Raw genomic sequence first — 25374 nt, 5'->3', positions numbered from 1 at the left:
GGTTGGGAATTAGAAGTGGAAGAATTTGATGAGATTAATAAATTTATACCACATTTGTGTAATATAGCTCCAAGCGGGAAGTATCCAACAGAAACTTTATGGTTTGCAGGGGGAATTCCAGCTGTCGAAGAAGAACTTAAGGAATATTTAAATCTGGATGTTTTGACAGTGACTGGAAAAACATTGGGTGAAAACTTAAAAGATATTAAAGAGTCTGGTTTTTACGAGAGAAATTTAGGATACTTATTTAATTATAATTTGAAAAAAGAAGAAATCATTACACCTATAAATAAATGTGAAGAGTATGGTTCAGTAACTGTATTAAAAGGAAACATTGCTCCTGAAGGTGCAGTCATAAAATATTCGGCAGTTTCAGAAGATATGATGTATCATGTAGGAAAAGCTAGAGTATTTAACAGTGAGGAAGATTGTAATAAAGCTATAGTGGAGGAAAAAGTTGATGCCGGAGATGTTCTTTTTATCAGATATGAAGGACCTAGAGGATCAGGAATGCCTGAAATGTTTATGACAACTGAAGCCATTATGAATGATCCAAAACTAAGATCCTCAACAGTACTAATAACCGATGGAAGATTTTCTGGTGCGACAAAAGGACCATGTGTAGGGCACGTATCTCCGGAAGCAATGGTAGGTGGACCAATTGCTTTTGTTGAAGATAACGATTTAATTGAATTAGATATTAATAATAGAAAATTAAATATCATTGGCATTGATGGACAAGAGATGGAAGAAAAGGACATCCAAAAGATATTAGCAAAGAGAAAAGAATATTGGGTAAAACCTGATTATTCAGGTAGAAGAGGAATTTTTAAAAAATATACAGAGAGAGCTACTTCAGCTATGAAGGGCGCATATATGGAGTGATAAAATCAATAAAATTACAACATCAGTAATGGTTTGTATTTAAGGAAATAAAAGAACGGCTAAAGTTTTTGCCTTTTAGACTGTTAATAGGACTAATTATGACCTTTGTATTTGTAATTGCCTATGGTACAATGAAAAAAATCTTTAATTCTTGTTTCGCTAATGAAATTTTACAAATTTATAAAGCAAGCTATACACTTAAAGTTTTAGTTATGATTTTGGAGAAGAGCTAGAAGTGCATTTTAATGTAAACCTGTATAATATTTTAAAGTTTAAATTGAATGTTTGGAGGTATAAATTAAATGAATTATGAGATAATTACCCCTGTAGTTACAGCTTTTAATAAGAACGAAGAAATAGACTACAAAGCAAACGAAAGAATTATCGATTTTTTAATAGAGGGTGGTGTAAATGGTATATTGGTTCTTGGCTCTGCTGGGGAATTTACAGGATTAAGCTATGAAGAAAAAAAAGACTTTTTTAAATTTTATTCTGAATATGTAGATGGAAGAATAGACCTTTATGCAGGAACAGGATGTATGAGTTTTGATGAAGTTGTAACATTATCAAATGACGTGAAGAATCTGAATTATAAAGGAGCTGTTGTTATTAGTCCTTATTATTATAATTTAGATCAAGAAAAGATATTTATATATTATGATAAACTTGCGAAATCTGTAAATGGAAGTGTATATCTTTATAACTTCCCAGCTAGAACAGGATATTCTATAAACCACAAAACAATAAAAAAATTAGTAAATAATAACACTAATATTATAGGCCTTAAAGATTCAGTGTCAGAACCAGTTCATACTAATTTGTGCATATTAGAAACAAGAGAAGATAATTTCGATGTTTTTTCTGGTTTTGATGATCAATTCTTATACAATATTGCTGCGGGTGGAAAAGGATGTATTTCCGCATTAAGTAACATCGTGCCAGAGATATGGAGTGAATTAGTAAAAGCAGCCAATGAAGGGCGTTTTGACAAATCTATTAATTATCAATCATTAATTCAAGAATTAATGCCTTTATATAATATGGATAGTAATTTTTCTTATTTATTCAAATTGCTGATGGTATACAGAGGGGTAGAATTAAATCCAACAGCAATTTTCCCATTTAATCAAATAGATAAAAATATTATTAATAAAAGTAAAGACATTTTAGATGCAGTCTTAGAAAAGTTTAATAAAATAAAATAAAAATTTCTTTTTTCTGATTTGAAAGTCATTCTAATTACCTGCAGCAAAGAGAATTCTTATTTCACAACTTCAGTCTAACACAATATACAATGAAGGAAGAGCGATAAGGGCAAAAGGATTTATTTTCTTTATTGTTGTTGATAAACTTAGTTTAACTCCAGCTTAATTAACCACCCTTTTCCCAAGAGAATCGAACTAAAAATTGAAGAAACAAAATAAAAACAGAAAAACTAAGAAAATAGTCACTCTCAGCTTAAAAGTAAAACTATTGATTCTTTTAAATACTTATGTATTAAAAGATGTCTAAAATGTGTGTTTTAGAGTTTCTGAAGATAGTAAATTTCAATGTAGGGAGGTTAATTTTTCTTATTGTATTTCCTATTAAATTCAACGAGTATCTTGTTTTAATGAGGTGAAAATATGGATGAAACAAAGATAATAAATTTCACAGACTCATCAAAGAATAAATTAACGCCTTGTTCCATAAGTTCAGTAAAAATAAAGGGGTTCATGAATGATTATTTGGAAACAATGTTGAAAGTTACTATTCATTCGCAGTACGAATTATTAGAAAGTACCGGTAGAATAGATAACTTTAGAATAGCTTCGGGTAAAAAAGAAGGTTCTTTTAAAGGGTTAGTTTTTAACGATTCAGATGTATATAAATGGCTTGAAGCTGCTTCTTATGCTTTGCTGTTCACTAACGACGATGAATTAAAAGAAAAGATAGATAACACAATCAAAGAATTAAAAGACGCTCAAGAAGATGATGGCTATTTAAATACTTATTTTATGTTTGAAAGAAAAAAAGAGAGATGGACGGATCTCGCAACAAAACATGAACTTTATTGTGCTGGGCATTTAGTTCAAGCTGCGATAGCTCATAAAAGGGTTACAGGTGAGGATACATTATTTGATGTGGCAACAAAATTTGCAGATTTAATTGTAGACACCTTCGGCCCAGATAAAAAACGGGGTGCACCAGGCCATCCAGAAATTGAAATGGCTCTAGTTGAGTTGTATCGTGAAACAAAGAACCAAAAATATTTAAACCTTGCGAAATATTTTTTGGAAGAAAGAGGAAACGGGTATGCAAGTACTTATCGCTTTTTCAACCCAGAGTACTATATAGACCACAAACCATTTAAAGAGTTAGACGAGATGACAGGCCATGCTGTTAGAATGTTTTACCTTTGTACCGGTGCAACTGATATTTACTTAGAAACAGGAGATGAAGAAATTTTCTCTACCATAGAAAGACTTTGGGAGAACTTGGTAACAAAAAAGATGTACATTACGGGAGGAGCTGGCTCTCGATATGAAGGCGAATCTTTTGGGGAAGATTATGAATTGCCTAATAGAAGAGCATACACAGAAACATGTGCCGCAATAGCTTCATATATGTGGAATTATAGAATGTTCTTAGCTACGGGTGAAGCCAAATATGTAGATCTAATGGAGTTGGTTTTGTACAATGGTTTACTTTCAGGAATTTCTATAGATGGCAAACATTATTTCTATGTAAATCCTTTAGAAGACAGGGGAAAAAAGAGAAGACAACCTTGGTACGAATGTGCATGTTGTCCTCCAAATATATCAAGAACATTAACCTCTTTCCCTGGTTATATTTATACAACTTCTGATGAAGGAGTATACATAAACTTGTACGAAAACAGTCAAGCAAATATAATTTACAAAGAAAAAGAAGTTAAAATCACACAAGAAACAGATTATCCATGGGATGGAAAAATAAGGATAATTGTTTCTACAGAAGTTATTGATCCATTTGCTTTATTTTTAAGAATTCCTTCATGGGCGAACGTTTTTGATATAACTGTGGATGGAGAAAAATTAAACAAGAATTTAGAAAAAGGCTTTTTGAAAATATTCAAACCTTGGAACGGTACCCATGAAATAATTTTAAATTTACCGATGGATATAAAATTTGTAGAAAGTCATCCATTTGTGAGGGAAAACTTAGAAAAAGTAGCTTTGAAAAGAGGACCTATGGTTTATTGTATTGAAAAAGCGGATAACAAAGAAGGAGATGTGTGGAATTATCAAATCGATTTAAATGAAAAAATCGAACCAGAAAATTATCAAATAAATTCAAAAAGAGTGATAAAATTAAAAGCAAAAGGATACTATGAGGATTTACGGAATTGGGAGGGAAAGTTGTACTCACAAGCTGGAAGAATAAAAAGAGCAAAAAAGAAAATCGATATTAATCTAATTCCATATTTTGCCTGGGCAAATAGAGAAGAAGGACCGGTGGCAGTTTGGATCAGGAGGTGAAATCTTTTCAAAATTATAACAATTTTTAAATAAAATGTATTATACTAGTTATAACAACACACTACGGAGGAGTTTTGGCAGTGAAAAAGACCAAGCAATCTATCATAAAAGATTACATCCTTGATCAATTGAAGAGTGGAGAATTAAAAAAAGGAGATAGAATTCTATCTGAAAATAAATTGGCTGAATTTTTTTCCGTCAGTAGGCAAACAGTTAGAAAAGCTATCTACGATTTAGAAAAAGAAGGGTATTTGGTTACTAGAAGAGGCAGTGGAACTTACGTTAAATCCATGAGAAAAGATAAAGAAAACATAGGTATTTTAACTCAATCTTTAACTGACTATATATTTCCTTTTATAGTCATGGGAGCAGAAGAGGCATTAAAAAATACTAAGTGTAAATCTTTTATAGGTAACGCAAAAAACGATCCTGTTGTTGAAAGGGAAACCTTAGAAAGGTGGATGGACTTTGGATTAAAAGGTATGATAGTGGATCCAGTAGTAAGTGCCACTAAACAAGCCAATGTAACTCTTTTGAAAGAAATAAGCGAACAGATCCCCACCATCATTATAAATAGTGATCTAAATATTCAACACGCTGGGACGTTGGTTCTGAATGACTACGACTGTGGATCTTTTGCGGCGAAGAAATTTATCGAGTTAGGGCACAAAAAGGTTGCTGTGATATACAAAGCCGTTCATAAAGCAGCAAATGAAAGGGCTAATGGATTTATAGACACAATAAAAGAACATAGGCAAATATTGCTATACGAATTGCCTTTTCACGGACAAGAAACATCCGATGAAGTTTTTAATTTAATCATGTCGCTTTTGAGCCTACCAAAAAACAATTTACCCACTGCAATTTTTTGTTCAAACGATTTGGTAGCTATGCAGGTAATAATGGCTGCAAAAAAGTTGAACCTTAATATACCAAACGATATTTCGTTAATAGGTTTTGATGATGCGGATTTTGCACAAGCACTTGAAATTTCTACTTTTAGGCATCCAAAACAGCAATTTGGTGAAAAAGCTGCTCAAATGCTGCTTAAAATGATCGAGGAAAATAACAATGGAAAACCAGAAAAAATTGTCGAGAAAGCTGAGTTCATAGAAAGAAAGAGCCTTATTCAAAAAAAGTGAGGAAAAAATATGGTCGATCTTTTAAATCTTAAAATAGAACAAATGGCTGGTTTGAATTTCAAATGCGAATGTGGAAGAACTCATAAAGTAGATATTGAAAAAATAATTGTAGGAAATAATATTTTGGATGCTAAAAATAGTTTTATGGATATTATTAACTCTGAAAATTTATTTGTTGTTGCTGATAAAAATACCTATAAGAGTTTTGGAAAAGAACTAATTACAACCTTAAAAAGAGAAAATTACCAAATAAATGAGTTTATTTTTCAAAACGAAGATCATTTGATTCCAAATGAAAAAAGCGTTGGAAGATTATTGATAAAAATTCCTAAGAATGCATCGTTAATAATTGGTGTTGGTTCTGGGACCATAAACGATCTGTGTAGATTTTTAAGTTACAAACTCAATATTCCTTATATAATCTTTGCAACCGCTCCTTCAATGGACGGATATGCTTCAATGGTCTCTCCTTTAATTGTAGAAGGTTTTAAAAAAACGTATGAAGCAACTTACGCAAAAGCAATTGTAGCGGATACACAAGTTCTAAGAAATGCACCTTTAGAAATGATTCATGCAGGATTCGGAGACATTCTTGGAAAGTTTACTTCTTTGACGGATTGGAAACTTTCTAAATTAATTAACAATGAATATTATTGTGAAAAAACCGTTGAATTTGTAGAAAAAGCAAGGGATCTTTGCGTAAAAAATGTAGAGAAAATAAGTCAAAGAAGCGAAGAAGTTACTAAACAAATAATGGAAGCGTTAATTATCTCTGGAATAGCCATAGGATTTGTAGGTTACTCTAGGCCTGCATCGGGGGCGGAGCATCACCTAGCTCATTATTGGGAAATGGATGCTATATCAAAAAATATATCCCATCCTTTACATGGAAATTCTGTTGGAGTAGGGACAGTTGTTGTTTCGATGATCTATCAATTAATGAAAGATAAACTTCCAAAAGGGTTAACTCCACCAGATCCTGAGTACTTAATTTCAATTCACAAAAAGGCAGGCTCGATATACAGCCCAAAAGAATTAGGTATTCCAAAAGATGTTTTTCAAGATAGTATTATACATGCCAGAGAAATCAGAAATAGATACACTATTCTTCAATTAGCTTATGAATTTAACCTTTTAGAAAAGATATCAACGATTCTTACAGAAAAATTTTATGGTTAATTTTTATCTTTGACAGCTCGGCTAAAAATTATTTAGCCGAGTTTTTATTTTCAAGCATAATACTTTTTCCATCCGAAAAAAACTCAATTTTCGTTGCCGAACTAATTCGAATGTTGATTAACTTGTTTTTTTATATCCTAATTTTTTATAAAACTTGATAGCTATAGTATTTTCTTTTTTACATCCAATATCTTCGCTTTCCTTCGCAGTTGCTTTTTCTATGATGGCCATTTTATACTCCCTTTAATATATTTTATTAGATCATAGTACGATTTTTAGAAAGAGTATTTTTAAGAATTTTCAGTATAATTGGCTATAAAAGCTCTTAATTACTCTTAATCATCTCAGATCACGAATAATTAAGTTTGCAAAATATAAAAATAAAAGTTATAATTAGAATAAAGATATGAAGTATGATATGTTATTTAATTTTAATCTAAAAGTTATTTTATTTTCATGTTTTAATCTTAGGAGGTGCTAAATGATTTCAAAAGCTGGTAGATCCTTATATAAAGAAATATTGAATGAATTGAGAACAAAAATAACTAAACTCCCTGAAGGGTATAAATTACCTTCTCAACAGGAACTATGTGAAAATTTAGGGGTTAGCAGAACATTAATTAGAGAAGTATTAGTAAGCCTTGAGCGAGAAGGTTTGATCATAAGAAAGCAAGGGTTGGGTACATTTGTAGTGAAAAAAGAAGGTATTGTACAAACTGGTTTGGATTATTTAAGGGGAGTTTCAACTATAATTTCTACCTCAGGAAAAGTCCCTGACCTTATTTTAAACGAGTTTGAGGAAGTAGCCGCGTCTCCTTCACTCTCAAAAAAATTGGAAATCGCTCCTAAAGATCCATTAATCAAAATTAAAAGAGTTTATACGGCTGACGGTTTTCCAGTTATATACGCAGAAACGTATATGGTTATCAACAGGATTCCAGGTGGAAAAGACGCAATAATTTCCGTCTTAAAAGATGAAAATAGTAAAAATGAAGAAATTTTCAGCTATTTAGACAAATATTTTATGAGACCCATTAAACATGCTATCGCGGAAATAGAAGCTATTGATGCCGACAAGAAACTTGCCAACTTATTGAAAATTCCCGAGAAAAAAGCAATCACTCTTTTACTAGAAGTTCATTACGATGAAAATAATATTCCCTTACTTCAATCAATGGATTACATAAATACCTCTATTTTCAAATTAAGTGTATTTAGAAGAAAAATATAACCTATTTATAACCACCTAAAGGAGGAGATTCTGTGTTCAAACAAGATTTTAGAGTTTCAACAGGATTAGAAAATCAAATTCAATACCATATTCAATGTGGGCCGGGTGACGTTGCTCCTGTAGTAATTGTTCCCGGTGATCAAGGCAGAGTAGAAAGTATTATCAGTAAACTACACGATCCTAAAAAAATTTCAGAAAACAGAGGACTTATTACCTACACTGGCTATTATGAAGATTACCCTGTATCAGTCACTTCAACAGGAATGGGTGGGCCTTCTGCAAGTATTGTCTACGAAGAGCTTATAAATATTGGGGCAAAGATACTAATTAGGATTGGAAGTGTTGCTGGATTACAAGAAGAAATCGAAGAAGGAGATGTCATAATTCCTCATGCATGCGTGAGAGATGATGGCGCCAGTCAATATTATGTACCACAGAATTTCCCTGCGGTAGCTTCACCAGAAGTATATTTAAGACTTATTTCTGCAGCAAAAAGTCTAAATCTTGATTTCAAAACAGGAATAAATTGGAGTCATTCTTGTTTTTACAATAGGGATCCTGAATATTTTCAAAGATGGAGTAGATACAGAGTTGTTTCAATGGATATGGAAGCCTCATCTCTTTTCGTTGTTTCATCGTTAAGAGGTGTAAAAGCAGGATTTATTGGTATATGCTATGCAAATAGGTTTAAACAATCTAATAGAGACAAAGTAGATTTAAGCGTCCCAGATACTAATAGAAGCATAATAAAAGCTTCAACGAGCAAAGCTATTGATATTACTTTAAGGGCAATTAAAGACTTGTACCAAAACGAACTTTAATTAGGAGGTGTTGAAAGTGCGGAAAGGTAGAGTATTAGTCATTCTTTTTGTTTCTTTATTAGTTTTTGCAAATATGTTTTCAGAAGTGAATTTGGTGAGTGAAGTAGGTATACACACTGAGGCGTGGAAAACGGTTATGGATGATTTTCAAAAAGAAACAGGGATAAAGGCAAATATCCAGCAATTCCCTTATGCAAATTATTTTGATCAACTGATGTTAACCTTTACCTCTGGAAGAGTCGATTTTGATGTACCTTATGTTTCAATGCTTTGGTATCCCGCTTTAGCTACTGCTGGATATATATACCCCATAAACAAAATCGAAGGATACGAAGAGTTAAATTTAGAAGATATTTCTGGTATCGAAAACGCCTGGCAAAATGGAAATCTGTATTTCATACCGTATATGAATGAGTTGGGTGGCGTAGTTTACAGGACCGATTTGTTCAACGATCCTAAGGAGAAAACGGCTTTTAGAGAAAAATATGGGTATGAACTAACTCCACCCCAGACGTTGGAACAATATAAAGATATAGCAGAATTTTTCTATAGACCTCCAGAATTATACGGTGTAACTCTCATGGGCCAAAGAAGTATATTCCTTGCCACGCATTTCCTGCAAAGATTATGGGCAAGAGGTGGAAGTCTTTTAAATGATGAAATGAAACCTGTTTTCAATTCCAAAGAAGGTATTGAGGCGTTGGAAGAAGTTGGTGAAATGTTTGAATACGCAAATCCTGCTGCAAAAACCTATGTATTCCAGGACGCTTTGACAGAATTTACACAAGGAAGAAGTGCTATGGCAGAACTCTGGACAACAGCTATGCTTTACACAGAAGATCCAGAAACTTCAAAAGTTGTTGGCAAATCATCCTTTGTTGGATTCCCAAGACCAGAAGAATTGAAAGATGAAAAATTACCAATGCTGTATATTTCATGGGGCTTTACCGTCAGCTCTGCAAGTAAGAACAAAGAAGAAGCCTTAGAATGGATAAAGTTTGTAACTGAAACCCAAAATGAAGTAAAAGCTGCTCCTTACGGTAATATTCCAGCACGTTTCTCGTCTATAAATGATCCCGCAATGAGAGAAAAATTTCCGTGGTTGGATGGCTTTTCTAAAGCAATGGAAAATTCTATCCCAACACCTATGGTCCCACTCATTCCGGAAGGAAACTCTATAGTAAATGATTATATAGCCCCTGCCGTGTCTGAATATCTAAGCGGTTCAAAAACAGCCGAAGAAGCTTTGAATGAAGCTGCTGATGGTGTTTTCCAACTACTGAAAGACCATGGTTATTATTATTGAATCCAAGAAAGCCCCGTTAAAACGGGGCTTTACTCTAAAGGAGGTTTTGTTGATTGCAACTGAAGAACAAATTAAATGATGTTGGATATGTTTTGCCTACGCTTATTTTCATAATATCGATTTTTTTAATTCCTATTGTATATACTGTAGTCATTTCTTTCTTTAATTGGAATCTTTTAAGACCTGATTTAGGAATAAGATTTGTAGGTTTACAAAATTATACAAAAGCTTTTAGAGATTCTTTTACCTGGGAAACCATGGGAAGAACTTTCTACTTTGTTATAGTTTCAGTTCTATTGGAGATAATATTTGGTTTTATGATAGCCCTTTCTCTAAATACAGAATTTAAAGGTTGGAAAGTTGTTCAATCGATAATTTTGATCCCTTTCATGATCGCTCCAGTGGTAGTCGGATTCGTGTGGAAGTTTGTTTTAAATAATGATTACGGTCCTTTACCTCAACTTTTAATGAACATAGGATTTGGTTTTATAGCAGAAAATCCATTGTTAGCCAATCCAAACTCTGCTATGTTCATGGTAATATTAGCAGATGTTTGGGAATACACCCCTTTTGTTACTTTAGTTTTATTAGCTGGTTTAAAAGCTTTGCCACAAGAACCGTATGAAGCTGCATATGTAGACGGAGCTTCGGCCATTCAAAGATTTTTTTACATAACTTTACCTTTACTACGACCCTCAATCATGGTTGCTATTGTAATTAGGACATTAACGTCTTTGAGAGTATTTGACACAATTTTTATCATGACGGGTGGTGGACCAGGTTCTGCTACAGAAACTCTATCTTTTTATGGCTATAGAACTGCATTTCAATCATACCAAATGGGATATTCGTCAGCGATTAATCTGATCTCATTTTTCTTAGCGATTGTTTTTACTTTAATCTATATGAAAATACTAGGGTGGGATAATAATGAGTAAAAGTAAAATTATAAAAGTATTGTCAATGACAATAGTAGTTATAGCGTTAATTTGGACGCTTTATCCACTTATGTGGATTGTTTTTTCATCCTTTAAAACACCTATTGATCAGTTCACTATTCCACCAAAGTGGATCCCAGAAAATTTTACTTTAAGGAATTATAAGATTTTTTTTAGTAACACCGAATTCGTAAGAGCCTTCTTCAATAGTATTATAGTAACCGCCTTTTCCACTATTTTAGCGTTAATTCTTGGTATACCAGCAGCTTATGGTTTGGCTCGTTTTAAATGGAAACATGCAAGTCTATTGTCATTTATTATATTGTTAGCACGTATGACTCCTCCAATTGTTATGGTGTTACCTTTTTTCTTAATTTCTCGCATTCTAAATATATCAGGAACATACATACCTATTATCTTGGCTAGTTCTTTTTTCAGCGTACCTTTTGCGGTGTGGATGATGCAAGGATTTTTTTCTGAAATTCCTGAATCAATAGAAGAAGCTGCTATGATCGATGGTTGTACAAGATTTGAATCGTTGAGAAAAATAGTTCTTCCTTTAGTATTACCAGGAATTTCGGCAACTTCGATATTATGTGCACTTGTATCATGGAATGAATTTTTATTCGCCTTAATTTTAACTGGCCAGGAGACCAGAACACTGCCTGTACTTGTGAATATGTTTGTAAGTGAAAAGAATGTTGATTGGGGGGTAATGAGCGCTGCTGCGTTGATCACTGTTATACCCATGATAATCTTCGGCCTACTCGTTCAAAACAATTTGGTTAGAGGGTTAACTGCAGGAAGTGGGAAATAGGTGCTTTATCCTCTAAAATCCCCTTTCTTCTGTTCAGTTCACTAAAAACTCATCTTTTAACTGTCAAAGTCAGGAATTTGTCTACTGGTTTGGGGAGCTTTTTAAAGATACTTTTGATTGCAGTAATATTTGCTATTCAGCGGAGGCAATTGCCTCAATCTCAATTTTGACATCTTTGGGCAGTCGAGCTACTTCCACAGCACTACGGGAGGGATAGGGTTCAGTAAAGAATTCATGATAGACTTCGTTTATTGCTGCCATTTCATTCATGTCCTGTATAAAGAGGGTGCATTTAACTATGTTATCCATACTTAAACCCGCTTCTTCCAGGACTTTTTTAATGTTTGTTAGAGACTGCCTGGTTTGATCCTTAATATCATCACTTACTAGTTCTCCTTCAGCTGTAAAAGGAATTTGACCACTTGTTATAATCAGATTTCCAACTTTAATAGCTTGAGAATAAGGGCCAATTGCTGAAGGAGCATTTTTTGTCTTGATCTCTATTTTTTTACTCATTTTTCTACCAACCTCCTGATTTTATAAAATTTTAGTGCCTTTTAGAAAATCTAAAACATTCATTGTAACTAACTTTTAATATCTACAATGTCAGGCGACCCTTCAATGAGGATTTATGTATAAGCAATATACTTTCAGCACGTTGTAGAAAACCTTCCTGTACTACGATGTGACACCTGAAAAGTTACGTATGCCGCTCTATTCTATTGGTTTTAACCTGCCAGTGAAATGTCTAAGGATTTCTGGTTCATATGTGAATTCTAATCCTTTGAGTGAGTTAGATATATCTTTTACAGCTAATAATCCTTCAGCAACGTAATCAAGGTGAGTGTAAGTGTAGACTCTTCTTGGGATAGCCAATCTTAAAAATTCAAAAGGAGATTCAAGTTGTTCACCAGTCTGAGGATCACGCCCCATCATTAATGATCCAACTTCTACGCCACGAACTCCAGACTCTAAATAAAGTGCGTTTGCCAACGCTTGAGCTGGAAATTGGTAATAAGGTATATGAGGAAGCATCTTTTTAGCATCCACAAAAACAGCATGTCCTCCAGTTGGATATTGAATTGGTACTCCACCCTCTCTTAACCTATCTCCCAAGTATTTTACTTGTTTTATTCTATATTCCAAATAATCAAACTGAATTCCTTCTTTTAAACCTCTTGCCATGACTTCCATATCTCGCCCAGCTAAACCACCATATGTAGGGAATCCTTCTAAAGGAACAAGAGCTGCTTTTACTTGATTATACAGAGCTTCGTCTTCTTTAATCCCAATTAATCCACCTATATTTACTATGGCGTCTTTTTTTGCACTCATGGTGAATCCATCCGCATAACTAAACATCTCTTTCACTATTTCTTCTATGGATTTTTCAAAATATTCTTTTTCTCTTTGCTTTATAAAATAAGCATTTTCAGCGTAACGAGCTGCATCTAGAAATACACGAATCCCATATTTATTGGCTATTTCACGGACTTGCCTTATGTTTTGCATAGAAACAGGTTGTCCACCTGAGCTGTTACAGGTTATAGTTATTATGATAAAAGCAATATTATTGCTTCCTTTATCTAATATAAATGATTCCAATTTTTCCAAGCCAAAATTTCCTTTAAAGGGATGATAGGTATTTGTATCAAGAGCATCTTCTATAACTAGATCGACAGGTCTACCTTTAGCTAATTCGACGTGTGCCTTAGTTGTATCAAAATGCATGTTACTCAACACGTATTGACCAGGTCTTTTAATTAAAAGAGGGAATAAAACCTGTTCTGCTCCTCTACCTTGATGAGTAGGTACAAAATAGTTGTAATCAAAGATTTCTTTACTTGTTTCCCATAAATGGTAGAAACTCTTACTTCCTGCGTAAGATTCATCTCCCAACATCAATCCCGACCATTGATTATCGCTCATCGCTCCCGTACCACTGTCAGTCAACAAATCAATGTAGACTTCTTCTGATTTCAATGCAAATAAATTATAACCACCCCTTTTTAAGGCTTCTTCTCTTTCTTTTCTTGAAATTTTTTTGATTGGTTCCACCATCTTGATTTTAAAAGGTTCTGGGTTTGCTTTTATTTCCATTTTTCTCCTCCTATTCAGTATTTGAAGTTTTCTTTATTAATTTTCTGAAAAACGAGCAATTTTATTGTATTCTACGTCCCTTATAAAAACCACCTCCCGCTTTCAAGTTTTTCTATTTTTGAGGTATTTCTGTCGAATTACAATTAAGGCTATATTCAGCCAGAAGTTTTGGTAAACTTTATTTATCTTATGTTCAATAATTTCTAATTTCTCTAAAAGCGTTATGTCTTCGAAGCTTCAGCACCAATTTCATTAAGATAATTGTAAATCGAATATCTGGAACAATTTAGTTTTTTAGCTAAAAGTTCAACAGCTCCTTTAACTAGTGGCAGATAAGATTTTAATATAGGATGCATATCATGCTTCAATGAATATTTCACCAGCTTTTAGAAGTTGATTCATTGTGACACCTTTTTTATTATGCCGAGTCAATTCAACAAAGTCAAGTTATATTAAAATTTTTCAAGTAATACAAAAAGATAAGAAAAAAGATTAAATTTTTCAAAAAAATCCCAAAACCAAAAAGAACATCTTATACCTTTCTAGGGATATAAAATATTCCAACGTTTTTTCACAAGAAAAAACAAAAAGATGATATAATAAGTAAGCAAATGAATGTTGCATCAAAGAAGTTTTTCTTTTTTCTCAGATAGGTGGTTAATTTAAGGGAGGCTTATTTAAGGTTGGAAAAAGAAACAACAGTCAACGAAAAAAATTATTATTCTAGGTTAGACACGTTTATAAGAAAAAATTATCCCGAAATAAAATTGGGGGCTATTTACAGTTTAATAAGAAAAGGTTTTGTTAAAGTCAATGAAAAGAGGGTCAAAAAGAACAATTATAGTTTAGAAATAGGAGACAACGTTAAAATTATTCTGGATGAAAATAAATTAGAAGAAATATCCAGACCTGCGCAACCTTCTTTAAAGGCAAGGCCAGTCTCTTTTGATATTATCTATGAAGATAAAGACCTTCTAGTAATAAACAAACCTGCCAAAGTATCTGTACATCCGGGATCTAAAGAAGAAATGGCAACGATAATTGAAGGAGTGTTGCACTACTCACGAGGTGAATTTGAGCCTCACTTGGTACATCGTTTAGATAAATTAACGTCCGGGGTAATGGTTGTGGCAAAAAACAAGCAAACAGCTCGTGAGTTGACACAGTTAATCAAAAGTAGGGAAACAAGAAAATATTACTTAACCTTATTAGTAGGGAATTTAAATAAAAAAAACGGTGAATTAGTTTCTACAGTTTATGGTAAAACTGCACAATTAAAATATAACCTTAAGAAAAAATTCGATTTATTTGGTGAGATGTATTCTTTGGTAGAGATTGAATTATACACAGGAAGAAAACATCAAATAAGAGTTCAATTCGCTGATTTAGGCTTTCCCATCGCGGGGGATGATAATCACGGAGATAAAAAGAAAAACACAATCTTAAGAAAGAATTATGGTTTAAAAAGAATTTTTCTTCATGCTAGTAAGATTTCTTTTGATTATAATAATCGACATTACGATTTTTCTGCACCTCTGAGCGAAGATCTTCAAACTGTGTTGGAAAAATTGGAGAAGAGTACAAAGAGGAATTGAGGGGATCGAAAATGAACAAAATAAGAAAGCCGATAATTTTTATTACATTATTCAGCTCTTTGATTTTCTTCTTTTACGCCTTTTATATTGATTATCAAAATTCTAAAAACTATTCTATATTGCCTACAGAAGATCAACTGAATTCTGTACAAAAAAGCGGCTATAATTTCATGGTTTATAACCAATATGCCATATTAAAAGATCTTGAATCTCAGGGCTTCGAAGAAGATCAATCTTTTTTAAGAGAATTATCAAACCAATACGATTACGTGCTAGTTGTCGAATTTTCTGATTTTGATAAGTATTTTACGGAAATAAAAGATAAGTTAGATAAAGATATTCTAAATAATATGAGATATGTACATTACATCAAACCTGGAGAGATAGATAAATTTGACGATCAAATGATAGTTCAAAGATTCCATAGGGCATTGAAAGAAAGAAAGATAAGATACTTTTTGTTTCCTGATCATCCAAGGACCCCAGAGCTAATGAGATTAGTTCAAAAAGATTTAGGAACCCCCGTTACAATTGATTCAATTAAGTACTATTCTCCTACAGTTATCTTTCCATGGGTAGGTTTTGGGCTCATCACAATGAATTTGTTTGTATATATACCGCTTTTTGCTATCTTATATATTTTAGCTTTTTTCTTTTTATACAATTGGTCTTTCACTTTGGCGGCAACTTTGTTTTCAATCATCATCTTTTTTAGAATTTCTAAAAATAACCTCCTAAAAATAATTGGATACGCTTTATTGTTTGGAGTATTAGTGTATATGAGCGCTTATAACTCTTTATTTATCTTCAAGCTTAATAACGTTAGAGGGGTCAAAATCCTACTTTTAGTTTTGCCGTTGTTAGTACTGTTAAAAGCGTTTATGGAGTTTACCGGTTTTAGATTTAGCAAATTTAATATCGCAGAATCTTTTAAGAAGGTTAAAGAGGTTAAATTTAACAAGTCAGATGTTTTATTACTAATTTTTGTTGCATTTGCTGGAATTATATACGTAGTAAGAAGCTCAAACTGGGCTTTCGTTACAAATTTTGAAAGAAGAGCTAGGGATGCGTTAGAGAGGGCGCTTATAGCAAGACCACGAACAAAAGAACTTATTTCATATTTGTTTTATTATACAACTCCTCTTTCAGGGAGAAGTTTTATATGGGACTTTTTTAAGGCTTTACTACCGGTATCGATACTTGACACTTTTTTACATATACACACACCTTTGAACTTAAGTGTCTTACGAACGATCAACGGTTTTTTAGTTTCTCTTTTGCTTTTGTTAGTTATAATATTGATAGAAAATCTGTATAGAAAGTTTATACATTCAGCCCAAGAACCATATAAACAAGAAGAAAATATTAGAGAAGAAAATTCAACCGCCGAGGAGGGGATAGAATGAATAACTTGAAAGTTTTTTTAAGAAGCATAGCAATTATTGGAAGTATCGTGGTAGCAGGACTTTCTGTCTATTTGTTTTACCTTGAAAGTGTCAATCAAAGACTTTTCGAGTATTTTAATTTTTCGGATTTTTTAAACTTTCTCTTTATAGGTCTATTTATTGGACTGATAGGAGGCTTAATATTTTTTTATTTTCTGTTTTTATTTAACAAAAAGTACGGTATGACATTTTCGATCATATTACTTAGTGTGCTTTCTGCTTTGTCTATCGTCATATACTCTTCTATGATTTTAAGTGTTATTTTTATTGCCAACCTTATTGGATTATCTTTGGCAATATATTTCACAAGACAAAAGCCAGAAAACAAAAAGTACGTCAAACCTTCATCACCCAAAGCTGACAAAGAACAAACTGACAAAAATCCAGAAAATTAATTCAAAGGCGCCGTAAATTGACACGGCGCCTATTGATATCATTTAACTTTTATTTTTCTCTCATTGTAAACGGTCACAGCTTCTTTTAGGATATTACAAGCCTTTCTCAACTCTTCGCTGTTTAATACATAGGCGATTCTTATTTCTTGCTTGCCAGAACCTGGTGTAGCATAAAAACCTGACAATGGTGAAACCATTACAGTTTCTCCATTGAGATCGAAGTCGGTAAGCATCCACTTGATAAACTCCTCAGAATCATCGATTGGTAGTTTAACGGAGAGATAAAATGAACCATGGGGTTTCTTACAAACGGCTCCTTCGATCTTTTTTATCTCTTCGTATGCAGCGTCCCTTCTTTTTTGATACTCTAAAGCAACACCTTGATAATAATCTTTCCCCAAATCCTTGAGTAGCCCTAAAACACCAAATTGAGCCAACAAAGGTGGAGATAATCTGGATTGAGCAAATTTCATAACTTGTTCTAAAAGTTTCTTGTTTTTAGTGGCAAAAATTCCAATTCTTGCTCCACAAGCGCTGTACCTTTTAGATACGCTGTCGATTAAAATGAATCTATCTTTGTCTTCAAAATCCATGACTGATACATGCTTAGTTCCATCAAAAGTGAATTCTTTATATACCTCATCTGATATTACAAATATGTCTTTTTCTTTTGCGAAGTCAACGATTCTTTTTACTTCATCATGACTGTACACAGCCCCTGTGGGATTTGAAGGATTTGAAAAGATTATTGCCTTAACGTTTTCGTTGTAAGCCTTTTCGAATTCTTCAATACTTGGGGCAGCGTATCCGGTTTCCGGATCCGATTTTACTGGGCAAAGTTTTACATTTAGCATCTCTGCAAAACCCTTATAATTAGCATAAAAAGGTTCTATAACCATTACTTCATCTCCTGGATCTGCAACAGATGCCAAGGCGAAAATTGCTGCCTCGCTTCCCCCTGTAGTGACGAGCAACTCGTGGGGATCAAAGTCAATATCCCATAACTTATAATAATCGGAAAAAGCCTCACGTAACTCTAATAGACCTGCAGAATGGCTGTAATAAACTACTTTGGATGAGTACTTTTTTATCCCTTCGAAGAACGCTTTAGGTGTTTCGATATCAGGTTGACCTATGTTTAAAAGGTAAACTTTTTTACCTTCTTCCTTTGCCCTTTCTGCGTACGGGACTAACTTTCTAATAGGAGAAAATTGTGTATTTAAAACTCTTTGAGATATTTTCATATGTTACCCTCCTCATTCTCATTTTTACTATTTTTTGAGATTTGCTCCCCTTCGCCCTGCAGCCCACCCTTTTAGGAAGGTTCCTGCGGCCCCTAGCCCAGCAGGGGTGGGGGAGGGCTTTGCCCTGTAACCCTTTTAGAATCAAATTCTTATTTTTTGGAAATGATTTTTTGCGTAAGCTGCGCTTAGTCATTATTTGCGCCCCTTCGCCCCGCAGCCCACCCACAAGGATAAGGAGTCTTTGCCCATTCGCTTCGTTCTCCATTCCTTAAGGATAAAGTATCAATTTATTTTCTGATAGTACTTATTATAATTTAATTGAACTAAAAAGTCAAAGGACAGTAGAGACGATTATAAGTGATTATAGCTTTTTACAGGCAATTATTCAAAGAATGAAAAAAATTTCATAGAAACTATTTTCTAATTAATGAAAAAAATATTTGAACTGTTGTATTCAAAGAGTGGATGTTGTATAATTAATTGAAAAACACAGCCTTTAGTTTATTATTGGATCTCTACTTAGAGGAGGGATTTATATTGAAGACGAAAGATGTTGCAATTTCTGGTATAATGATTGCCTTAGTTTTTGTTTTAACCTTTGCGATAAAACTTCCTGTGCCATTCACAAGGGGTTACGTACATTTGGGAGACAGCATGATATTCATTTCAGCGATTTTGTTCGGTAGGAGGGTTGGAGCTTTAGCAGGAGGATTGGGTTCTGCTTTGGCAGATTTGGTTGGAGGTTATGCTTATTGGGCTATACCCACTTTGATTATAAAATCCGTTATGGGGGCTTTAGTCGGTTGGGTTTCTGATAGTTATAGAAACAAATATTCGGGCAAAAAAGAACTTACGATCTTTCTCTCAAGTATAGGTATATGGTTAGCTTTTTCCTTAACTCTCTCCTTATTTTTAAAAAACTTGATATCAAATTTAACGACATCTCCTTTGACTAACAACCTCATGAATGAGTTGGGCTACGAAAGTATAGAAGAGTTAGAAAATTTTTTATTAAACGCTAGGAGTACAATCAACATTATTCTTTTAGCAATACCAATAGCCATAATACTAATTTCGTTGTTCCTTAGAGGAAAGGGTTCAACGCTTTTCAGACTAGGTAATTTGATGGGAAGTATGATAGCTGGTTTATGGATGGTTATAGGATACTTTTTTGCAGGTAGAATTATAGTTGGTAATTGGGTGATGCCTATTTTTGAGGTACCTTGGAATGTTTTACAATTCACCGTAGGAATTCTCGTTGCATATATAGTGTTATTCGGTCTACAAAAGACAAAACTTTTTGAAAATTCCCAAAAGTAAAAAAGCAATCTCGGTTGCCTGTGCAACCGAGACCTTTTTCTTCTACTATCCTTTATTTTAGTAACATTTCATATCTTTTACCAACTTCTTCCCAATTAACTATGTTCCACCAGGCTTGTATGTATTCAGGTCTCCTGTTTTGATATTTCAAATAATAAGCGTGTTCCCAAACATCCAAGCCCAACACAGGTTTCAAACTGTACATTATCGGGTTATCTTGATTTGGGGTGGATAGAATTGAAAGATGCCCGTAGTTATCTAAAACCATCCAAGCCCATCCGCTTCCAAATCTTGTTGCTGCTGCATTTGAAAATTCCTCTTTAAATTTGTCAAAGCTTCCAAAGGTCTTATCAATACTTTCAGCTAACTTTCCAGAAGGCTTACCACCACCGTTGGGTCCCATTATTGTCCAAAATAAAGAATGATTGTAATGTCCACCTCCGTTGTTCCTTACTGTTGTTCTAATATCGGCTGGTATATTGTCTAAATCCTTGAGAATGTCTTCTATACTTTTACTTGCCCATTCAGGATATTTTTCTAAAGCCGCATTTAAATTTTTAACGTAACCTCCATGATGCTTAGTATGGTGAATCTCCATTGTTGTTGCATCTATGTAAGGTTCTAGATCATCGTAGGAATATCTCAATTCTGGTAATTCAAAAGCCATAATTACACCTCCATAATTTGATTTAATTTCCGATAATTTTTGTCGTATTTAAATTATACCACACATTTTATCATTATGCAAGTCGAATTTGATATTCATATATTCTTAATAAATCTTATAAAAAGGGGAAAATGTATGTGTTATAATTACCTTCGGGATTTGGAAAAAATCTGCTGGAGGAAACCAAATGAAGGTTTTTCTAAGTGATTTACACATCGGATTAGGTAACGAATCTGATGACTTTATATACGATAACAGACTAATCAAGTTACTACGTGATCTTGATGGAGAAAACAATGAGTTATTTGTCGTCGGAGATTTTTTCGAGTTATCCAACTTAATCAATGATGGTCTCATAATGGATACAGCTTTTGAATATGCTGAAAAATTTGATCCGTCTTTAATAGATGCAATATTTGCCAGCCATGAAAAGCTGATCGAAGAGTTTCAAAAATTTTCAAAAAAACATAAAATTTATTATATCGCAGGTAACCACGATTATTACATTCTTTTGAATCAAAAAATAAATGAAAGGATCAAAGAAGTATTTGAGAATTGTGAAATTTTACCCTATTATTATGATCCAAATATTAGATTATTTGTTATACATGGTAATCAGTTCGATATAGTCAACAGATTGAGCAAAGATAAAGATGGAAACCTTATTCCCCCATTTGCAGAGTACATGAACAAATACATGAACTATAATTTTGGGAAAGTTGCTGGGAAAATTCTACCTGCTGAGCTTTTTTCTGATTATCAAAATATTTATCCTCAGTTAGATGTCTTCAAGTGGTTGGATGTTATAAAAGAAAAATATGATTTAAAATATAATTTAAAAACCAAATGGATCGAAACTTTTACACAACTAATTAAAACCCCTCAGGTAAAAAAGTGGATGAAAATAAATTTTCCAGGCGTAAATATTCTATCTAACATATTTATAAATAACTTAGGGGGGATGAAATTAGGCGAAGCTATAGTTAGGGTAGGAATGTTCTTCAGAAGTATGAGAAATTCAAATTCTCTTTTAATGAAGGCAGAAGAGCTTTTGAACGATAAATTCTATATACCAAAAGAATATCTTATTGGGTTTTATGATCAAGATATTTCTTTTGTTAAAGGGGAAGTAAAGGGAATAGTTATGGGTCATAACCATAGAGCATCGTTTAATATTATAAAAAACGGAGGACCAAAAGAAGTTTATATTAATACTGGAACATGGAAATTCATGGTAAATAGAAATTTTGGAATAAATAGAAATGAGTTCATCAAAAAAAAGTTGATTTCCTATTTATTGATAGACGATTCAAATAAACCTATGAATTTTAAATTAGTAAGAGAAGAGGCTTTTTAAATTATTAAAATTGTATGTTAAATTTTACCCAAATGAGAAATAGAAAAAAAGTAATTAGAATATAATTGAACAAAGTGTGATGATTTAATCATCATAGATTTTTTGTAATTATAATTTTTTTCATAAAATCTGATAGGAGGTAAAAAGATGGGGAAAAAGTATGTATACGTGTGGAATAAAAACCGAGTAGAAGGTAACTCAAAAATGAAAGACATTCTTGGAGGGAAAGGTGCTAACTTAGCAGAGATGGCATCTTTAGGCTTGCCAGTACCCCCAGGTTTCACTATTTCAGCAGAAGTATGTAAATATTATTGGGATAACAACAAAAAATTCCCAGAAGATCTTAAATCAACTGTTGAAGAAGCCATGAGGGAACTTGAAAATGTTACAGGTAAAAAATTCGGTGACAACGAAAATCCTCTTTTGGTCTCAGTAAGGTCTGGTGCCGCCATTTCTATGCCTGGAATGATGGATACTATATTGAATTTAGGTCTTAACGATGAATCAGTCGAGGGATTGGCCAAACTAACTAACAATGAAAGGTTCGCTTGGGATTCTTACAGAAGATTTATACAAATGTTTGGTGATGTTGCACTTGGTATTCCCCATGAAAAATTTGAAGACGCCCTTAATGAAGTAAAAAACAAAAAGGGCGTAAAACAAGATTTAGAATTAGACGCGAATGATCTTAAAAAAGTTGTTGAATTATACAAAAAACTGTACAAAGAAGAAGGAAAAGAGTTCCCACAAGATCCTATGAAACAGCTTTGGATTGCTATTGAAGCAGTTTTTGGAAGTTGGAACAATCCAAGGGCTATAAAGTATAGACAAATTAATGAAATGGATAAACAAGGTCTTTTAGGAACAGCTGTTAATGTAGTAGCTATGGTTTTTGGCAACATGGGAGAAGACAGCGGTACAGGTGTGGCTTTCACAAGAGATCCAAACACTGGTGAAAAGAAATATTACGGTGAATTTCTCACCAACGCACAAGGAGAAGATGTCGTTGCCGGTATAAGAACTCCAAAAAGTTTGGATGAGTTGAAAAATATCAATCCTAAAGTATATAACCAATTACTTGAGGTTATGGATAAATTGGAGACACATTTTAGGGACATGCAAGATATAGAATTTACAGTTGAAAGAGGTCAATTATATTTGCTTCAAACAAGAAATGGAAAGAGAACTGCTGCTGCGGCTGTTAAAATTGCGGTAGATATGGTTAAAGAAGGTCTCATAAACAAACAAGAAGCAGTGATGAGAGTTAAACCGGCAGATATAGAAAAATTATTACATCCTATTTTCGATCCCGAAGAATTAAAAAATGCCCAGTACATTGGAAAAGGATTACCCGCATCTCCTGGTGCTGCTACAGGAAAGATTGTTTTTAGCGCAGACGATGCCGAAAAGCTGGCAAAAGATGGTGAAAAAGTAATTCTTGCTAGACCCGAAACATCCCCTGAAGATGTTGGCGGTATGAACGTTGCAGAAGGAATACTAACTTCACGTGGAGGAATGACTTCTCATGCTGCCGTCGTTGCTAGAGGAATGGGTAAAACAGCTGTTGTTGGAGCAGAAGATATAGTCATCGATTTAAAAAATAAAGTTATAAAATCTAATGGAGTAGAATTAAAGGAAGGCGATTGGATTTCCATCGATGGAAATGAAGGAAAAGTTTACGCTGGAAAGATCAAAACAGTTAGACCAGAAGGGTTAGCAGGTGATATTTCTGTATTGCTTGAGTACGCAGATGAAGTTTCAGTTTTAGGGGTCAGAGCAAACGCAGATATTCCAAGAGATGCGAAAGTTGCAAGGGAATTCGGTGCTCAAGGAATTGGACTTTGTAGAACAGAACACATGTTCTTTGGGCCAGAAAGAATAAACAAGATGAGAACTATGATCGTTTCAAAAACAGAAGAACAAAGAAGAGCAGCGTTAGAGCAACTTTTACCATTTCAAAGATCCGACTTCAAAGGATTGTTTGAAGAAATGGAAGGATTTTCTGTTACAATAAGGCTTTTGGATCCACCTCTTCATGAATTTGTTCCAGAAAGCGATGAACAAATAAAAGAAGTTGCAAAAATGATTGGAATCAGTGAAGACGAATTAAGGAGCATAGTTAAAGATTTAGAAGAATTCAACCCCATGATGGGTCACAGAGGTGTAAGATTAGCCATTACTTACCCAGAAATAGCAGAGATGCAAACAAAAGCAATAATTTTAGCCGCTATAGACATGATAAAAGAAGGCAAAAAGGTACAACCAGAAATAATGATCCCATTAGTTGGAAATGTTAAAGAGCTTACCATCCTTAAAGAATCTATCAAAAAGATCGCTGACGAATTAATAAAAGAAAACAACGTAGATTTAGAATACAAAATTGGAACAATGATCGAAGTCCCCAGGGCCTGTGTCGTTGCAGATCAAATCGGTGCAGAGGCTGATTTCTTCAGCTTTGGTACTAATGATCTTACACAACTTGGTTTAGGTTTTTCAAGAGATGATTATGGAAAATTCATTGGAGATTATATTGAAAAAGGTATCTACGAAAAAGACCCCTTCCAACAAATCGATAGAGAAGGCGTTGGAAGATTAATAAAACTTGCTTTGGATGGTGGAAGATCCACTAACCCAAAATTGAAGGTAGGAATATGTGGAGAGCACGGTGGAGATCCAGATTCTATTGAGTTTGCACATTTAGTGGGATTGGATTATGTCAGCTGTTCTCCATACAGAGTACCAGTCGCTAGATTAGCAGCTGCACAAGCAGCGGTAAATTATAAGAGAGGTAAAACGGTTAATTATTAATCAATAGGTAAAAAATTCAGAAATAATCAGAGTTCTAAAATCAAGATGTGAATTTTATAATAGTTACAGGGTGGAGATCTCTCCACCCTTTTTGTTATACAGCCCATTAACTGTTGACACTTCCTTGCTGATATGTTAAAATTGAACAAATGTTTTATTATATCTTTTCCGGGGTGATCCATAATGAAAATTGTAGATTTGATTGAACAATCAAACAAACCTATTCTTTCCTTCGAAATTATCCCTCCTAATGTTGGAGAAAGTATTGATTCAATATTTAATGTTGTGGATAATTTAATCGAATTTTCTCCTAAATTCATCAATGTCACTAAGCATGCCAACGAAATAGAATATATTGAAGAAAAAGGAGAAATCATAAAAATCATCAAAAAGAAGAGGCCTGGGACCGTTGGGGTAAGTGCTTCAATAAAGCATAGGTATAATATAGAAGTAGTTCCTCACTTAATATGTACAGGCTTTAACAGATATCAACTAGAAGACATACTAATAGACCTAAATTATCTCAGGATAGAAAATATATTCGTCGTAAGCTAATCGGTGATATGTCAAGAGGTAAAAATCAAAAAAATTGTTAAAAATTAGCGTAACTGACAATGCCCATAC

General features: G+C 33.5%; 22 protein-coding genes. 17 read left to right on the top strand and 5 right to left on the bottom strand.

What is annotated here, in order from left to right:
• The 10 genes from ACW9JY_RS08580 to ACW9JY_RS08535 form a co-directional block, all read left to right on the top strand.
• Positions 1–885: dihydroxy-acid dehydratase domain-containing protein (locus ACW9JY_RS08580; protein WP_457284030.1), on the top strand; the 885-nt coding region annotated here is incomplete at its 5' end.
• A gap of 302 nt (positions 886–1187) precedes the next feature.
• The gene (locus ACW9JY_RS08575) at positions 1188–2090 is read left to right on the top strand and encodes a dihydrodipicolinate synthase family protein (RefSeq protein WP_457284029.1); all 903 of its coding nucleotides are present in this window, start codon (positions 1188–1190) and stop codon (positions 2088–2090) included.
• A gap of 420 nt (positions 2091–2510) precedes the next feature.
• Entirely contained in the window at positions 2511–4385 is a 1875-nt protein-coding gene (locus ACW9JY_RS08570) for a glycoside hydrolase family 127 protein (RefSeq protein WP_457284028.1), read from the top strand.
• An 80-nt stretch (positions 4386–4465) separates the two neighbouring features.
• Entirely contained in the window at positions 4466–5527 is a 1062-nt protein-coding gene (locus ACW9JY_RS08565) for a GntR family transcriptional regulator (protein WP_457284027.1), read from the top strand.
• Between the two features lie 9 nt (positions 5528–5536).
• Positions 5537–6706 carry a sn-glycerol-1-phosphate dehydrogenase gene (locus tag ACW9JY_RS08560; RefSeq protein ID WP_457284026.1) on the top strand — a complete coding sequence of 390 codons (1170 nt, stop codon included), beginning with the start codon at positions 5537–5539 and terminating at the stop codon, positions 6704–6706.
• Between the two features lie 481 nt (positions 6707–7187).
• Positions 7188–7937: a GntR family transcriptional regulator gene (locus ACW9JY_RS08555; RefSeq protein WP_457284025.1), complete on the top strand. Its 750-nt coding sequence runs from the start codon at positions 7188–7190 to the stop codon at positions 7935–7937.
• A gap of 32 nt (positions 7938–7969) precedes the next feature.
• Entirely contained in the window at positions 7970–8758 is a 789-nt protein-coding gene (locus ACW9JY_RS08550; protein ID WP_457284024.1) for a nucleoside phosphorylase, read from the top strand.
• A gap of 16 nt (positions 8759–8774) precedes the next feature.
• On the top strand, positions 8775–10064 hold the full coding sequence (locus ACW9JY_RS08545) for an ABC transporter substrate-binding protein (RefSeq protein ID WP_457284023.1): 1290 nt from the start codon (positions 8775–8777) through the stop codon (positions 10062–10064).
• Positions 10065–10117: 53 nt separating this feature from the next.
• Positions 10118–11002, top strand: a complete 885-nt coding sequence (locus tag ACW9JY_RS08540) for a carbohydrate ABC transporter permease (protein ID WP_457284022.1) — start codon at positions 10118–10120, stop codon at positions 11000–11002.
• Positions 10995–11819: a carbohydrate ABC transporter permease gene (locus tag ACW9JY_RS08535; protein ID WP_457284021.1), complete on the top strand. Its 825-nt coding sequence runs from the start codon at positions 10995–10997 to the stop codon at positions 11817–11819. Before ACW9JY_RS08540 ends, ACW9JY_RS08535 begins: the two co-directional genes overlap by 8 nt.
• Before the next feature lie 132 nt (positions 11820–11951).
• On the opposite strand, the gene ACW9JY_RS08530 is transcribed toward ACW9JY_RS08535, so the two are convergent.
• The 3 genes from ACW9JY_RS08530 to ACW9JY_RS08520 form a co-directional block, all read right to left on the bottom strand.
• Positions 11952–12335, bottom strand: a complete 384-nt coding sequence (locus tag ACW9JY_RS08530) for a RidA family protein (protein WP_457284020.1) — start codon at positions 12333–12335, stop codon at positions 11952–11954.
• A gap of 198 nt (positions 12336–12533) precedes the next feature.
• Positions 12534–13919, bottom strand: a complete 1386-nt coding sequence (locus ACW9JY_RS08525) for a tryptophanase (protein WP_457284019.1) — start codon at positions 13917–13919, stop codon at positions 12534–12536.
• A gap of 221 nt (positions 13920–14140) precedes the next feature.
• Positions 14141–14275 (bottom strand): helix-turn-helix domain-containing protein, encoded by a 135-nt coding sequence (locus ACW9JY_RS08520; protein WP_103077536.1) that lies wholly within the window; start codon positions 14273–14275, stop codon positions 14141–14143.
• Positions 14276–14602: 327 nt separating this feature from the next.
• Between ACW9JY_RS08520 and ACW9JY_RS08515 the strand changes: the two genes are divergently transcribed.
• From ACW9JY_RS08515 to ACW9JY_RS08505, 3 genes are read left to right on the top strand one after another with little or no spacing between them, the layout of a single operon-like run.
• Complete coding sequence (locus tag ACW9JY_RS08515; protein ID WP_457284018.1) at positions 14603–15514, top strand: RluA family pseudouridine synthase; 912 nt, start codon at positions 14603–14605, stop codon at positions 15512–15514.
• An 11-nt stretch (positions 15515–15525) separates the two neighbouring features.
• The gene (locus tag ACW9JY_RS08510) at positions 15526–16920 is read left to right on the top strand and encodes a DUF5693 family protein (RefSeq protein WP_457284017.1); all 1395 of its coding nucleotides are present in this window, start codon (positions 15526–15528) and stop codon (positions 16918–16920) included.
• Positions 16917–17354 (top strand): hypothetical protein, encoded by a 438-nt coding sequence (locus ACW9JY_RS08505; protein WP_457284016.1) that lies wholly within the window; start codon positions 16917–16919, stop codon positions 17352–17354. Before ACW9JY_RS08510 ends, ACW9JY_RS08505 begins: the two co-directional genes overlap by 4 nt.
• Positions 17355–17392: 38 nt before the next feature.
• Here the strand turns inward: ACW9JY_RS08505 and ACW9JY_RS08500 are convergent, their stop codons facing one another.
• Positions 17393–18598, bottom strand: coding sequence for a pyridoxal phosphate-dependent aminotransferase (locus ACW9JY_RS08500; RefSeq protein WP_457284015.1), 1206 nt, complete (start codon positions 18596–18598; stop codon positions 17393–17395).
• 537 nt (positions 18599–19135) lie between these two features.
• Here ACW9JY_RS08500 and ACW9JY_RS08495 point away from each other — a divergent pair.
• Positions 19136–19918, top strand: a complete 783-nt coding sequence (locus ACW9JY_RS08495) for an ECF transporter S component (protein WP_457284014.1) — start codon at positions 19136–19138, stop codon at positions 19916–19918.
• Between the two features lie 52 nt (positions 19919–19970).
• Here ACW9JY_RS08495 and ACW9JY_RS08490 read toward each other — a convergent pair whose 3' ends face one another.
• A complete protein-coding gene (locus ACW9JY_RS08490; RefSeq protein ID WP_457284013.1) occupies positions 19971–20585 on the bottom strand; it encodes a superoxide dismutase in 615 nt (204 codons plus the stop codon).
• Positions 20586–20772: 187 nt separating this feature from the next.
• Here ACW9JY_RS08490 and ACW9JY_RS08485 point away from each other — a divergent pair, with 187 nt between their 5' ends.
• From ACW9JY_RS08485 to ACW9JY_RS08475, 3 genes are all read left to right on the top strand, one after another.
• Positions 20773–21942: a metallophosphoesterase gene (locus ACW9JY_RS08485; protein ID WP_103077290.1), complete on the top strand. Its 1170-nt coding sequence runs from the start codon at positions 20773–20775 to the stop codon at positions 21940–21942.
• A gap of 147 nt (positions 21943–22089) precedes the next feature.
• On the top strand, positions 22090–24750 hold the full coding sequence (gene ppdK, locus ACW9JY_RS08480; protein ID WP_103077291.1) for a pyruvate, phosphate dikinase: 2661 nt from the start codon (positions 22090–22092) through the stop codon (positions 24748–24750).
• A 183-nt stretch (positions 24751–24933) separates the two neighbouring features.
• Complete coding sequence (locus ACW9JY_RS08475) at positions 24934–25305, top strand: methylenetetrahydrofolate reductase (protein WP_457284012.1); 372 nt, start codon at positions 24934–24936, stop codon at positions 25303–25305.
• Positions 25306–25374 lie beyond the last annotated feature (69 nt).

Source organism: Petrotoga sp. DB-2 (genome assembly GCF_054051725.1).
Note: the sequence above shows the minus strand (reverse complement) of the source record. Positions and strands in the feature narration are given on the sequence as shown.